12 protein-coding genes are annotated in these 13,956 nt (G+C 47.4%); 6 read left to right on the top strand and 6 right to left on the bottom strand.

Annotated elements, in window-relative coordinates:
• Positions 1-40: 40 nt before the first annotated feature.
• On the bottom strand, positions 41-577 hold the full coding sequence (dcd, locus tag Q1V85_RS24950) for a dCTP deaminase (protein ID WP_300604873.1): 537 nt from the start codon (positions 575-577) through the stop codon (positions 41-43).
• Between the two features lie 55 nt (positions 578-632).
• On the opposite strand from dcd, the gene Q1V85_RS24955 reads away from it, so the two are divergent.
• Complete coding sequence (locus tag Q1V85_RS24955; RefSeq protein ID WP_300604876.1) at positions 633-1,241, top strand: 4'-phosphopantetheinyl transferase superfamily protein; 609 nt, start codon at positions 633-635, stop codon at positions 1,239-1,241.
• Between the two features lie 182 nt (positions 1,242-1,423).
• On the opposite strand, the gene recN is transcribed toward Q1V85_RS24955, so the two are convergent.
• From recN to Q1V85_RS24980, 5 genes are all read right to left on the bottom strand, one after another.
• Positions 1,424-3,079, bottom strand: a complete 1,656-nt coding sequence (recN, locus tag Q1V85_RS24960) for a DNA repair protein RecN (protein WP_300604879.1) — start codon at positions 3,077-3,079, stop codon at positions 1,424-1,426.
• 283 nt (positions 3,080-3,362) lie between these two features.
• Complete coding sequence (locus tag Q1V85_RS24965) at positions 3,363-4,118, bottom strand: C4-type zinc ribbon domain-containing protein (protein ID WP_300604882.1); 756 nt, start codon at positions 4,116-4,118, stop codon at positions 3,363-3,365.
• 54 nt (positions 4,119-4,172) lie between these two features.
• The gene (locus Q1V85_RS24970; protein ID WP_300604885.1) at positions 4,173-5,267 is read right to left on the bottom strand and encodes a Nif3-like dinuclear metal center hexameric protein; all 1,095 of its coding nucleotides are present in this window, start codon (positions 5,265-5,267) and stop codon (positions 4,173-4,175) included.
• 133 nt (positions 5,268-5,400) lie between these two features.
• Complete coding sequence (locus Q1V85_RS24975) at positions 5,401-7,785, bottom strand: hypothetical protein (protein WP_300604888.1); 2,385 nt, start codon at positions 7,783-7,785, stop codon at positions 5,401-5,403.
• Positions 7,786-7,895: 110 nt separating this feature from the next.
• Positions 7,896-10,292, bottom strand: a complete 2,397-nt coding sequence (locus Q1V85_RS24980) for a hypothetical protein (protein ID WP_300604890.1) — start codon at positions 10,290-10,292, stop codon at positions 7,896-7,898.
• A gap of 203 nt (positions 10,293-10,495) precedes the next feature.
• Here Q1V85_RS24980 and Q1V85_RS24985 point away from each other — a divergent pair, with 203 nt between their 5' ends.
• From Q1V85_RS24985 to Q1V85_RS25005, 5 genes are all read left to right on the top strand, one after another.
• On the top strand, positions 10,496-11,050 hold the full coding sequence (locus Q1V85_RS24985) for a nucleotide exchange factor GrpE (protein WP_300604893.1): 555 nt from the start codon (positions 10,496-10,498) through the stop codon (positions 11,048-11,050).
• Between the two features lies 1 nt (position 11,051).
• Positions 11,052-12,215: a molecular chaperone DnaJ gene (gene dnaJ, locus Q1V85_RS24990; protein ID WP_300604896.1), complete on the top strand. Its 1,164-nt coding sequence runs from the start codon at positions 11,052-11,054 to the stop codon at positions 12,213-12,215.
• A 103-nt stretch (positions 12,216-12,318) separates the two neighbouring features.
• Positions 12,319-13,158: a DUF1835 domain-containing protein gene (locus Q1V85_RS24995; protein WP_300604899.1), complete on the top strand. Its 840-nt coding sequence runs from the start codon at positions 12,319-12,321 to the stop codon at positions 13,156-13,158.
• Between the two features lie 62 nt (positions 13,159-13,220).
• On the top strand, positions 13,221-13,595 hold the full coding sequence (locus tag Q1V85_RS25000) for a type II toxin-antitoxin system RelE/ParE family toxin (protein WP_300604902.1): 375 nt from the start codon (positions 13,221-13,223) through the stop codon (positions 13,593-13,595).
• Positions 13,596-13,599: 4 nt separating this feature from the next.
• Positions 13,600-13,878 carry a helix-turn-helix transcriptional regulator gene (locus tag Q1V85_RS25005; protein ID WP_300604904.1) on the top strand — a complete coding sequence of 93 codons (279 nt, stop codon included), beginning with the start codon at positions 13,600-13,602 and terminating at the stop codon, positions 13,876-13,878.
• Positions 13,879-13,956: the final 78 nt, after the last annotated feature.

Consider the following 13,956-nt stretch of genomic DNA (forward strand, 5'->3'; position numbering starts at 1 on the left):
TTCGTTTGTTAGTATTCGTAAAAGGCCTGAAGTGAACGGGTTAAAACTTATTCTTCCACATCATGCTTTCAACGGGCCGGTCGGGCTGACTGCTGTATTTGGCGTTTTTCTTCTGGTTGTATTTGACTTCAATTTCACCTTCAACAGGGAAATAGATCAACTGCCCGATAGGCATGCCTTTATAGATCTTTACCGGTTGCTTTACGGAGATCTCCAGGGTCCAGTGCCCGCAAAAGCCTACATCTCCTTTTCCGGCAGTGGCATGAATGTCGATTCCCAGGCGGCCGGTTGAGGATTTGCCTTCGAGAAAGGGTACATGCGCATGTGATTCGGTGTATTCGAGGGTAACACCCAGGTAAAAAACATGGGGGTAGAGGACAAAGCCTTCATCAGGAATTTCAAAAGAGGCGATCTCATTGTGTTGTTTGGCATCCAGCTGGTGGTTTTTGTAGGTAGCCAGCCAGGCGCCCAGGTGCACATCATAAGAATTACTGCCCAGGCAGGCCCGGTCGTAAGGTTTAATAAGAATGGTTCCCTTCTCCATTTCTTCCAGTATGCGCAGGTCTGATAAGATCATGAGTTGTGCTTTGTGAAATCCTTAACTTGCACAAATTAAGTGAATCCGATTATTTATGCCCGTTATTTTTCAAGAAGAAATTAACAATTCCACAAGGTTGGGGATCTGGAAGATCGAGGAGGAGCCAGCGTTCTTCCGGGAGAAGGTTCCCCTGCACCGGGCGGTGACCCATCCGCATAAAATGTTGCAGCATCTTGCCGGCCGTTTTTTATTGCAATACCTGTTTCCCGGTTTCCCGTACCACCTGATACAAATTGCAGAAACACGCAAACCTTTTCTTCCGGATGAAGCCTTTCATTTTTCTATTTCGCATTGCGGCGATTATGCGGCAGCCATCGTAAGCCGGGAGCAGCGCGTGGGTATTGATATTGAAATTCCCGTGGAAAAAGTGATCTCCATCCGGCATAAATTTATGAGTCCGGCAGAAGTAGAGATCCTGAACCCGCTTTCCATGGAGGAATATACACAGGTATGGTCGGCTAAAGAAGCGGTGTATAAATGGTATGGCTTTGGCAAAGTGGATTTCCGGGAACATATCCGGTTTACGGGATATAATGATCTGCGGTCCGCTTTTGATTGTCATTTTATGCTTACGGATAGTCGTTTAACGGTGCACCTGCAGCAATTAGCGGGACTTTGTTTGAGTTATGTGGTTTCGGAGTAGCAATATTCGTTTAAAGCTCCAGGTTAGATAGGCTTTATACTTGGTGTGAAATTCGGTTTTAGCGGTTAGCATTCAGCTTTCAGTTGATACCGCTGTGGATTCAGCTCCGGCATCAAACGAAACCCTCGTCTCCCAGGTCTTCTTGTCCCCCCCAAAGCTCAACCTTAAACCTGAAACAAAACCTACGCCTGCACCATTTCCCTTGCGTTCTCCAACGCCGCGGCAGTGGGCTTTTCGCCGCTCAGCATTTTTGCGATGGCCGTGATCCGTTCTTCGGTATCGAGCTGGCGCATGCCGGTGCGTACCTGTTTCCCGGCTACTTCTTTATACACAAAATAGTGGGCATCGGCACGGCCGGCGATCTGCGGCTGATGGGTAATGCAGATCACCTGACGGCTGGCGGCCAGGTCCTTCATAATAATACCTACCTGTTTCGCCGCTTCTCCCGAAATGCCGGTATCAATTTCATCAAAGATGAGAGTGGGAAGGTTCATCCGCTGGGCTACGAGGCTTTTGATGCAAAGCATCAGCCGGCTTAATTCGCCACCGCTGGCTACTTTATTCACCGGTTTAAACTGTCCGCTCTTGTTAGCATCAAACAGGAAATCCACGGCATCGGCTCCCTGGATACCCAGGGCTTTTTTCTCAAAAGAAACCTGGAGTGCTGCATTGGGCATGCCCACCTGGGTAAGGAGGGTATCTACTTTTTTCTCAAAAGGGGCGATCTGTTTTTTACGGGCTTCCGAAATTTTTTGTGCCAGAGCTTCTGCAGAAAGGCGCCGCTGTTCGGTAGCGGCTTCCAGAGCGGCAATATCTTCCTGGATATGCGCCACATCCTGCAGTTTTTCCTCCAACTCTTTTTGCAGGATCAACAGTTCATTGGTCGATTGTACCCCGTGCTTTTTCTGCAGCCGGTATCCCATGGAAAGCCGGTCGCTCAGGGTTTCTATTTTTTCCGGATCATAGTGAATGCCATTACTGATATGCTCAAGCTCTGCTGCAATATCCTGCAGCTCTACCTGTGCACTGTTCAAGCGGTGTACGAGGTCCGGGAGGTCTTTATGAAAATTACTGTAATTGGCCAGGAGGTGCGCGATGCTTTTTAACTGCTGTACTAGTGGTTGTTCGCCCTCTTCCAGCTCACTGTATGCCCGGCCCAATGCGCCCTTAATGCCTTCGGAGTTGGAAAGTAGTTTGAGCGAAGCATCGATCTCTTCCAGCTCATTTTCCTGCAAGTTGGCTTCGGCCAGCTCATCGTACTGGAATTGATTGTAGTCGCTTTCTTTATCCAGCTGTGCCTGCTGTGCTTTCAGATGCTCCAGCTTTTTTTTATGTTGCTGCCATTCGGCAAAGGTCAACCGGTAGTCGCTGACGAGTTTGGTATTGTTAGCCAGTGCATCCAGTACATGTACCTGGAACCCGGAATCACCCAGTTGCAGGGTGTCGAACTGTTGATGCAGATCTACCAGCAATGAACTCAGCTGCTGCAGTTGCCCCAGGTTTACCGGGGTGTCATTGATAAACGCGCGGCTTTTACCATTGATGCCGATCTCCCGCCGGATGGTAATTTCAGGAGCGGGGTCAAGATCGTTGGCTTCCAGGAATTGCGTGATCTTACTTACCGTTCCCGGTGTAAACAAACCTTCGATAATGCATTTTTTTTCTTTATCTACCAGGGCGGCGGTGTCGGCTCTTTCTCCCAGTATGAGGGACAAGGCTCCCAGTATGATTGATTTCCCGGCGCCGGTTTCACCGGTTACAATATTCATCCCGTTGGAGAAATGAATCTCCAGCGTATCAATGATCACATAGTTCCTGATATGTAGTTGTTTCAGCATCGGAAGGCAAATTAAGAAAAACAATGCTCAAATCTCCATTCTGTATTCTCAATTTTCTGTTTATAAGCCTGTTTGAATTTTTATTGAATGGTTAAGCGGGCCTGGTCTTCAGGGATCTTTGCCGGCAGGTATTTGCAGGAAATATTACGTCCATGTGCATATGAAGCGGCTTCGGATATAAAACATCGGGCATTGACAGACAATATCGGAAAATAAAAACCCCCATTCTTGCAAATGGGGGAAAATAAAAAAGCCTGTCTGCAGGCAGACAGGAAAAAAGAATTTATTTTACTTCAACGTTGTTGTGCAGCTCTTCATCCACCAGGATGCGGCCGCAGTTTTCACAAGCGATGATTTTCTTATGTTGTTTGATCTCGCTCTGTTTTTGCGGAGGAATGGCATAAAAGCATCCGCCACAGGCATCGCGCACTACGGGTACTACTGCCAGTCCGTTGCGGAAGTTACCGCGGATCTTTTCGTAGCTGGCCAGCAGGCGGGGTTCTACATTTTCTTTCGCGGCTTCGGAAAGTTTCAGAAATTCTTTCTCTTCTTTTTCGTTGGCAGAGATGATCTTTTCCAGTTCAGTCTTTTTCAGATCCAGTACGCCTTCTTTAGCGCCCAGGTTCTTTTTGGCCTTTTCCAGCAATACTACCTTGTCGGAAATTTCTTCATTCGCATCTTTGATATGCTTTTCAGCCAGTTTGATCTCCAGCTGTTGCATTTCGATCTCTTTGTTGATCGCCTCAAATTCACGGTTGTTTTTTACATTCTCACTGTCCTTTTCGTATTTTTTTATCAGCTCTTCCGATTCTTTGATTGCCCCTTTCCGCTCTTCAATGAATTCTGTAACGCCATTGATCTCTTCCTCAATGCGTGTTTGCCGGGAGTGCAAACCCTGGATCTCATCTTCCAGGTCAGCTACTTCCATTGGCAGCTCACCTTTTAAAATTTTGATCTCATCCATCTTGCTGTCAATTTTTTGCAGATTGATCAGGGAGCCCAGTTTTTCTTCAATTGAAAACTCTTTAATTTGTGGCATATGTTTCTTACTGTTTGAATGTGTTTTAAAAATCAGACAATCAAAAAATCCGCGTTACAGATAGTGCACGGGATTGGTATTTATTGCTGTTTTAAGGACGGCAAAGTTAGGGATTTTTTCCTGTAAAACGTGTTGAAGCAATTCTATGGTGTACTGCTCGCTTTCGTAATGTCCGATATCTGCCAGCAGGATTTTCCCATCTGCGTCAAAGAATTCGTGGTATTTGATATCTGCGCTAACGTATGCGTCTGATCCTGAATTGATTGCGGCTTTTGTTAAAAAGCTGCCAGCACCGCCGCAGATACTTACTTTTTTGATTTTTCTTCCCCGGAGAGCGGTATGGCGTACTACGGAAAGGTTGAAGACGGCCTTCAGTTGCTGAAGGAAGTCAACTTCTTCCAGGGCCTCCTTGAATTCACCGATAATACCGGCCCCCACTTCCTGGTGGAGATTGTTTAATGCAATGGTTTCATACGCCACCTCTTCGTAGGGGTGGTTTTCGCGTAGCGCGGTGAGGATCTTGTTTTTTAGGTAAAACGGGTACAGGATCTCTATTTTTAGTTCTTCGGCTTCGTGCCGGACCCCGATTTCCCCGGTAAAGGGTTGGGCATCACCTCCCGGCAGGAAAGTGCCTTTTCCGGTTGCGCTAAAACTGCATTCCCGGTAATTACCGATTTCTCCGCCACCGGCCGCAAAAATGGCGGCGCGTACTTTTTCCGCGTATTCTGGTGGTACAAAGAAATAAAGCTTTTCGAGTTGGCGTTCCTTCGGTGCTAATATTTGCAGGTTGGTCAATCCGAGTTTCTCAGCAATCTTTCCGTTTACACCGTGGAGCACATTGTCAAGGTTGGTATGAATGGCATAAATGGCGATATCGTGTTTGATGGTCTTAATAAGCGTGCGTTCCACATAATTGTTGCCATTGATCTTTTTGAGCCCTGAAAAAACAATAGGGTGATGGGCAACCACCAGGTTGCAGCTTTTTTCGATGGCCTCGTCCACCACAGCTTCAACTGCATCCAGGCAGCACAGGATACCGGTACATTGCCAACCCGGCCGGCCGGTGAGTAACCCGGCATTGTCATAGCTTTCCTGCAGGGCAGGCGGGGCGATATCCTCCAGGATTTTTATAATAGAACCGATGGTCATATAAAAAGTTTGGCAATAAAGATAAGCCTGCGGAATTTAAAATAACCAATATGGAATTTTAAATTTAAAGGTAAAGAGCCGCTTATTACTGCACCAGTTTTACATGCAATATTCCTTATTTTTCATTTTACATTTATTGCCGCCCGGGTTCCACATACTGTTCCAGCATCAATAGCTTGCCGGTAGTGGTGATGCCTTCGGCAACGATCTTGAACCGTTTGGTACGGTCGTTATTGTAAAAGGGAATGGCAATGCGCTGGTCTTTGCCGGATACAAATAGTTCGGGTTTCCAGTCAAGCGTGAGCCGGTAGTCATTGTATTGATTGTCCGCAGGGGTAGCATAGTCAGGGGCATAAAATTCCTTCATTATGCTGTATCCTTCATAATCTACAATGGTGGCGGAAGATTCCATGGCATTGTTGAGCTCATCACCACGTTTGGTATATACCGCCAGTACACCGCCCGCTCCACCGCCAGGCGCTCCTACAAAATTGGGAAATACTTTTACAAGCGCAATGTCGGATGGGGGGATGGCTTCGATCATGCCGGCGTCTACAGGCATTTCATCCAGGTATAGCTGCATCGGTTGCCGGGCACCCGCCTGCCGGTAAAACAGCCGGTAATTGCCAAATTGCCCGCCACGTTCAATGGTTAAACTGGGGATCCGTCCCTGCAGGTAATCAAAAATATTCTGGTTCGGAATAAATTCCCGTGTAAGGTCCATGGTGCGGGCATTGATGCCGCCGGCAAACAGTCCGCTCATATAACGCTCTTCCAGTTTTTGCAGGCGGGTTTTGGTGCCCAGCACTACCACGCTATCCAGCATCACGCCCTCGCCACAGGTATAATCGAAATAGGCCGTACCCATTTTTGAGGCAAGGGTACCGCTGGTACCCGCTGCAGGGTCGAAGGGTAGCTTCAGCGGTGGCAATGCGTAAGAGCGGGTAAGGGAGTCGGCATTGAGTTTTATTGTAAGGAATTTATTTTTCTTCCCCATCACATCGCTGAACAATACCCGGGCCTTATTAAAAAAGATCATTGAATCCATTTTGAACCGGCCTTCGGCGTCTGTTTTAATGGTTTGCAGACTGCGTCCCGAATCGGTGGCTACCCACACCAGCAGATCGCGGTCAGCAAAGGATTTACCGGAGCCGGCGATGGTTGCCTTACCGGAGAGGCTGATAAAACCCGGATCCTTATGCTGCGGTTCCGGCAAGGTATTGGCCGCAACATCCGTCCACTTAAACCGGCGCCAGCCGTTGGTCAGCATCAATAGCTCCACCGCTTCGGCCGCACCGGGATCATTGCTGAAATAATAACGGGGCTCATGTACATAGCCTGGGATATCGCTGGTGAGTAAAAATGCGCTGTAAATGTTCTGGGGACGATATCCTCCCGATTCATAATCTGCATCAGTAACGGAAACGGAAAAGTTGCCGGTTACGCTATCCGGCAGCAGGATGCTGAAATGGTTTTTTTTGCGGGGCGCATTATTGAGCGTATCGGCTTTAAAGCTTGCCGCCTGTATGTATTCCTTATTGTTAATGAAGGTTAACCGCTCAGCCAGGGGTATGCCATCTTTATTAAAGAACGTAACCTGTAATACACCGGACGGAAGGTTGCCGGTTTGAATAACACCACTGATCCTGTTGCCGGCAGCCGGTGTCAGTTGCTGTTTAAATACGATCTGATGCTGCATCTGGCCTGCCATATACGCCGGTGTTTGCCGGCTGCCATTGTAATTAAGGATAAAAGTTTTAGCGGTATTGCTGTTCTTTAGCTGAACCACCAGACCTTCAGCGCTGCTTTCGGGCAGGCTCACCGGTGGCTGTCCGGCAAGCAAAGCATGATAACGCATGCCGGCAGCAGGGGTAAGGGTAAATTGACCCATACCATCATGACGGCTGGTAAACCGGGTAATGATCCGGTTTTGTTCATCCCTGATTTCCCCCGAAACCGTTGCCGGCAGTCCGTTGGCGTCAACAGCTTTAAATGCAATATTATTGGCGAGGCCGGAGACCAGGTTCCCGCCTTCAGGAAAAAAGCGGAGATCCGTCGCTGCGGGAGCAGAGGCCGGCGCCGTACGTTGTTTATTGCGTCCGTAAATCAGGATGCGTTGCGAAAACAGGTAGCCTTTATCAAAATTGAGCATCAGGGGCGTATAGGCCCGTAACTGGTAAGAACCGGTAGGGAGGGAGTCCGGCAGGTCGAACTGGCCATAGGAAAGCGCTCCGAACACCGGAACGATCTTTTTAATAACCAGGTTAGACCGGTTATTTAATAATTCTACAAATAAGGTTGAGTTGGCCGCCGAAGGCAGAAAGCCGGACATAAAATAGGCTTTGAACCAAAGCGTTTGCCCGGAGAAATACGCTGCACGATCAAGCTGCAGGTATGTTTTTTCGATGGGATTTTTTTCATTCCATGCGTTCAGGCGGGTAACAAAATCCTGACCGGATGCCGGGGCCGCGCCGGCAATAGCCAGCAGCACTGCCATGAGTTTTAAAAAGCGCATCATTACCTGATGTTTTATAAAGAAATTACAAAATAAACTGCAAATGGTTTTGCAATTGCAGCTATTCTGAGATGCGCTTTTGCCGGATATTACACAATGGGACGCCGGAAAAATCAGTTGCCCCCGATCGTTTTTTCGATCATCAGCATCCGGCCATCACTGGTAAGCCCTTCAACCACTACCCGAAAGCGCTTGGTGCGGTCATTGTTATAAAAAACAACGGGCACTTTGGGACTGATATTGGCCAGGTAGATATCCGGCAACCAGGCCAGGGTCAGGCGGTCGTCCGGCTTCGATAGATCTACATTTTTAAGATCGTAGTCGGGGGTATAAAATTGTTTGATAATGGAGTATCCCCTGTACTGTACGATATCAGTGGCCGCATCCGTAGCGGCTGCAAGGTCGGCACCTTTCTTCATATAGATGGCCAGTGCGCTACCGCCTCCGGCCGTACCCACAAAATTGCCCATTACTTTTACAAAGGCGATCTGGTTTACCGGGATAGATTCGATAAATACGGGGTCCGTTGGCATTTCATCCAGGTAAAGCGCCATTTTCCCGTTTCCAAAACCGCCATCCCTGTATTTTACCACGTATTGCCCCTCCTGGTCGCGGCCTACCGTTACGCCTGGTATCCGTCCCTGGATGTATTCAAAAATATTCATGCCACCACCCGGTTCATTCCGGAGGTCGAGGATCCGGGAATTAATACCCCCGGAGAACAGGCCGCTGGTATATTCATCTTCCAGTTTCTCCTTGTCGGATTTCTGGCGTGCCTTAACGGTTACATTTTTTAAGGTCAGTCCTTCCGCTTTCAGGTAGTCGTTATAGGCATTCAGCATTTTTTCCGCTACCTCTGTATGAAGCGTATCCCTGAAAGGGATCTGGATCAATGGCATCTGGAAATTGCGGCGTAGCGAATCGCCGTCCATCTGAACCTTTATGAATTTGCTTTTGGAACCCTTGGTATCGGCAAACAGGATCCGGTTGGCTTCGTAAAACATCTGGGAATCCAGGCGGAAATTACCCAGGGAATCGGTATGAATGAATTTTGTAGTCCGGGCCTTGCTCAGGAGCGTATCCACCGGGGTCCGCATCATAATTACATCTTTGTCGGCAAACGGCTTGCGGGTACCTTCGATGGTTATTTTTCCTTTGAAATTGATAAAGCCAGGGTCCAGGTACTGTTTAGCCGGAAGGGTGTTGCTGGCAACCTCGCTCCATTTAAAACGCGTCCAGCCATTGGTCATCATTACCAGGTCAAGCGCGCTTCTTACAGAATCGGCATCCGACCGGAAATAGTAAGCAGGGTTGTGGATATACCCCTTAAGATCACTGTTGAGCAGAAAGTATGAATAAATATTTAACGGTCGATACGCATCGGTTTCATAATCCGCATCGGTAACGGAAACACTGAAGTTGCCGATGATGGTATCTTTTAGCTGAAAGCTCAGGTGATTTTTTTGATGGGCCGTTGTATTCAGCGTGTCGGCTACCAGTTCTCCCGGTAGTATATATTCTTTATTGTCGACAAAAGTAAGCCGTTCAGCCAGGGGCATATTATCCTTATTAAACACGGTAACATGCAGGATACCGGACAACAGGTTGTTGGTTTGAATAACACCCCCGAGGAGGTCTTTTCCTTGCTGAAACGATTGTTTGAAAATTACCTGGTTTCCCATTTGCCCGATCATATAAGCGGCATGAAACTCCTGGGGCAATCCCTGGGGATGCTCAATTCTGAATTGTTTTCCCTTTGATGAACTGGCGATGCTGAAGGTGATCCCTTTAGCTGTAGCCGCCGGAAGGGGGTATTGCTTGGACGGGTCTTTATCCAGTACCACGTAATAGGTTTCGGCGGGTTGGGGCACAACCGTGAGGATGCCCATACCATCATGCCGGGTGGTAAGCGCTGAAATAACCTCCCCTTTGTTATTTTTCAGCTGCCCGGATACATCTACCGGAAACCCGTTTTGATCAACGGCTTTAAATGCCACGTTGTTCAGGAGCGTATTGATGAGATTGCCGCCTTCCGGGAAGAATTGCAGGCTGATGGCGCCGGGGGTTTCTTTGCCCTTCGTTTCTTTGGCAGCCGTTCCAAAGATCTCAATGCGTTTGTTGTAGGTAAAACCCGGCTGGTTCAGCATCAGGGGGGTATAGGCGCGTAGCTGGTAAGAGCCGGACGTGAAGTTTTCGGGAAGCTCCACCTGTCCAAGTGAAACACCCATAAAGGCCGGAAATACCTTCCGGATCAGGACGGTTGATTTATTGTCGAGCAATTCCACATACACGGAAGAATTTTTAGTGCTGGGAATAAAATCCGACAAAAAATAAGCCTTGAACCAGATCGATTGTCCTGCGATATACGACTCCCGGTCGAGGTGGAGATACAACTTCTCAATGGTGTTTTTTTCGCCCCAATTGTCAAGTGTTTGTTCCAGTGTTTGTGCTTTTGCAGCCAGAAAGCCGCCGATGGTAATGGCTAAAATGAACAGCTTTTTCAGACTCATGTGAGATTAGTGTTATTTTTGGAAATTGAAACTACTGATTTTTTGACTTATAAAGATCATAAAAGCTTAAAACAGAAGCAGTTTTTTTTGAAAAATTACTTTTCTGCGGCAGCGGTTTTAAAAAATAACCGCCATTTTGTCCTTATACGGCTATTGGCAGTATTATTGACTACATAGGTTTGCCAACTAAATAAATAAGAAATATGAATGAAAATACGCAACTTCCTGAGGAAGAGAATAATGGTCTGAATATCAACGCTGATGAAAATGTTAGTGGAACGGAACATTTGACAGATCCGTTGGGAGAATCTGACCAGGAGGCACTGGAGGCAGAGCTGCGCGAGAGCAAGGATAAATACATCCGCCTGGCGGCTGAATTTGATAATTTCAGAAAAAGAACGGCAAAAGAACGGCTTGAGTTATTTCAGACCGCGGGCAGGGAGGTGATTACAGACCTGTTAGACGTGCTGGATGATGCAGACCGTGCCCAGGCCGAACTGGATAAATCAAATGACAATACGGCCCTCAAGGAGGGGGTAAAGCTGGTGTTTAATAAACTCCGAAATGTATTGCAGTCAAAAGGGTTAAAACCGATGGAAGCGATCGGGAAGGATTTTGATCCGGATCTTTATGAAGCCATTACCGAAATTCCTGCACCCAATGCGGGCCTTCAGGGTAAGGTGGTGGATGAAGTAACGAAGGGCTACTATCTGAATGATAAAATTATCCGTCACGCAAAAGTTGTAGTAGGTAAATAAAATGTCAAAGAGAGATTATTACGAGGTCCTGGGCGTTTCAAAGTCCGCATCTGCAGAGGAAATAAAAAAATCCTACCGTAAAGTAGCGATGCAGTTTCACCCGGACCGGAATCCTGGCGATAAAGCCGCGGAAGATAAATTTAAGGAGGCGGCCGAAGCGTATGAGATTTTGAGCGATGCGGATAAACGGGCGCAGTATGACCGGTTTGGTCATGCCGGTGTAAGTGGTAACAATGGCCGTGGCTTTGGAGGGGGAATGAATATGGATGACATCTTCAGCCAGTTTGGAGATGTATTTGGTGAAGACCTGTTCGGAAGCTTTTTTGGAGGCGGACGTGGTGGCGGCCGGCAGGGGCAGCGGGCCCGCGGTGTACGGGGCAGCAACCTCCGGGTAAAGCTGAAACTGAGTTATGAAGAGATCGCCAAAGGGGTAACCAAGAATATCAAGGTTAAAAAATATGTAAGCTGTACTACCTGCGGCGGCAGTGGCGCAAAAGATAAAGGCAGTGTACAAACCTGTAGTACCTGCCAGGGATCCGGCCAGGTACGCCGGGTACAAAATACCTTCCTGGGACAGATGCAGACCGTAACCACCTGTCCAACCTGTAACGGAGAGGGCACCACTATTACAGCAAAATGTGGTAGTTGTAAAGGTGAAGGAAGGGTTTATGCCGAAGAAACCATCACTATTGATGTGCCGGCCGGGGTACAGGCAGGTATGCAGCTGAGCGTGAGCGGCAAAGGAAATGCCGGTGAGCGCGGCGGTGCAGCCGGTGATCTGATTGTGCTGATTGAAGAAGAAGCACATAAGGAATTGCACCGGGAGGGGCTGAATGTGGCTTACGACCTGCATATTTCCTTTACCGATGCGGTTTTTGGTACCAACCTGGAAGTACCAACCATCGATGGCAGGGCAAAGATCAAAATTCCGCCGGGTACTCAAAGTGGTAAAATATTTCGTTTAAAAGGAAAGGGCTTTCCCAATGTACATTCTCATTATGAAAAAGGCGATCAGCTGATCCAGGTGAATGTATGGACGCCACAGCAGCTGACCGACGAGGAAAAGGCCCTGCTGGATAAACTTTCGGAATCATCCAACCTGAAACCGCAGCCGGAAAAGGCTGAAAAAGGTTTCTTTGATAAAATAAGGGACCTGTTCAGCTAAACAGTTGCACCGATCCCGGAAACCAACTTTATTTCAGCCTTAAACCCGTCTTGGGTTTGAGGCTGTTTTTTTTTAGATTTGCCGCCACTATAAAACACAAAAGATGATCCATATTGTATTTAACCAGGTAGAAGTGGAGCTGATGCAGCAGGTAACTGCCCTGGACGAAAGCTTGCAGGGACCCGTAGTGCAGATCCGCGATGATTTTGCCGTGGGTCCGCTGACCGGCCTGGATACAGAAGAGGGGTGGCAGGCCCGGCTGGATTGGTGGCGCGAGCTGCTGAAGGGATCACCGTACCCGGATGACCTGGCGGGCAGTTTCGACGACCGCAAAACCGTAGCTGCTTTAAAGGCCCAGCTTACCGCAGATCCGGAGGAAGTGATCTGGATATGGATGGGACAAAACCAGCATGACGTAAGCGGCTACTACTGGCTCATTCCTCAGTTAAAGGAATTCCAGGGACGCATCATGGTATTATATATGAACAACCTGCCGTTTATTAACGACAAAGGACAGATCTTTTACCCCTCCTGGTTGTCGGAGATCCGGCCTTCGGAATTTCTGAAGGCAAGAAAGCTGGCACGACCCGTTACCCTGAGCGAGTTTGAAATTGATCCGGATGAATGGAACAAGCTGGTTCAGGAAAACGCAGCAGTGCGCATGCTGGAAGGCGGCAAAAAGATCGCGGGCCGGGATGCTTCGTTTTATGATGAGGAGATTTTAAAGAACCTCACCGGCGAATGGCAGAAGGCCACACGGGTATTGTCTAATACGCTAAACCGGATGAAGATCAAAACCGGGGATGTGTTTATTATGTGGCGGATGAAGGAACTGATCGCTGAGGGAAAGATAGCGGCAGAAGGAGAAACGGATAAAGACTGGAAGAGCTTTGATGTGCGGCTGGCCGGTAAAAAGGAAGCTGCAGCGGAAAATCCTGCATAGTTAACGCGGCTTTATTGCTAAAAGATTTTTTGACCGGGTTAACGAATTGGTTAACTTTGCGGATGCAACGGAAATTGCTAACTTATGGGAACTATTTTTTAAATTTTTATAATGGGTTACCCCTACGTGCCCAGGAAAAAATAGATTGGGTATTTGAGCTGATCAAAAGCGCAGGACATATTCCTAAAAAGTACTTTGATCATTTGACCGGCACAGATGGAATCTTTGAAATCAGGGTTGAATATGAAAGCAATATTTACAGGATTCTATGCTTTTTTGATAAAGGGAATCTGGTGATTTTGATGAACGCGTTTCAGAAAAAAACACAGAAAACGCCTGGTAAAGAAATTGTATTGGCCCAAAAACTTAAAAAACAATATTTCATCGATAAAAAAATAGATGATGACAACGAAAGCAACAAAGCGATCAAAAAATAAAATAGTGAACTGGGAACATCACCTTGACAAAAAATACGGGGAAACGGGTTCCGCCACCAGAACTGAATTTGAATCCAGGGCCCAGGCATTTGTTATTGGTGAGCTTTTAAAAGAAGAACGCAGCAAAGCAAATCTTACCCAGGAGGCACTGGCAGAAAAAACGGGTACTAAAAAAAGCTATATTTCAAGAATTGAAAATGGTCATGCTGATATTCAGCTTTCAACGCTTTATAAATTGATTGAACAGGGCCTTAACAGAAAACTTGAATTATACATACGCTAACCGGGTAAAACAGGCAATGGAGGAGGTGTTGTAACACCTCATGCGCCCTCGTAGCGCTCTTTTCAACCTATATTTATT

Source organism: Niabella sp. (assembly GCF_030150205.1).
Lineage (GTDB): Bacteria > Bacteroidota > Bacteroidia > Chitinophagales > Chitinophagaceae > Niabella.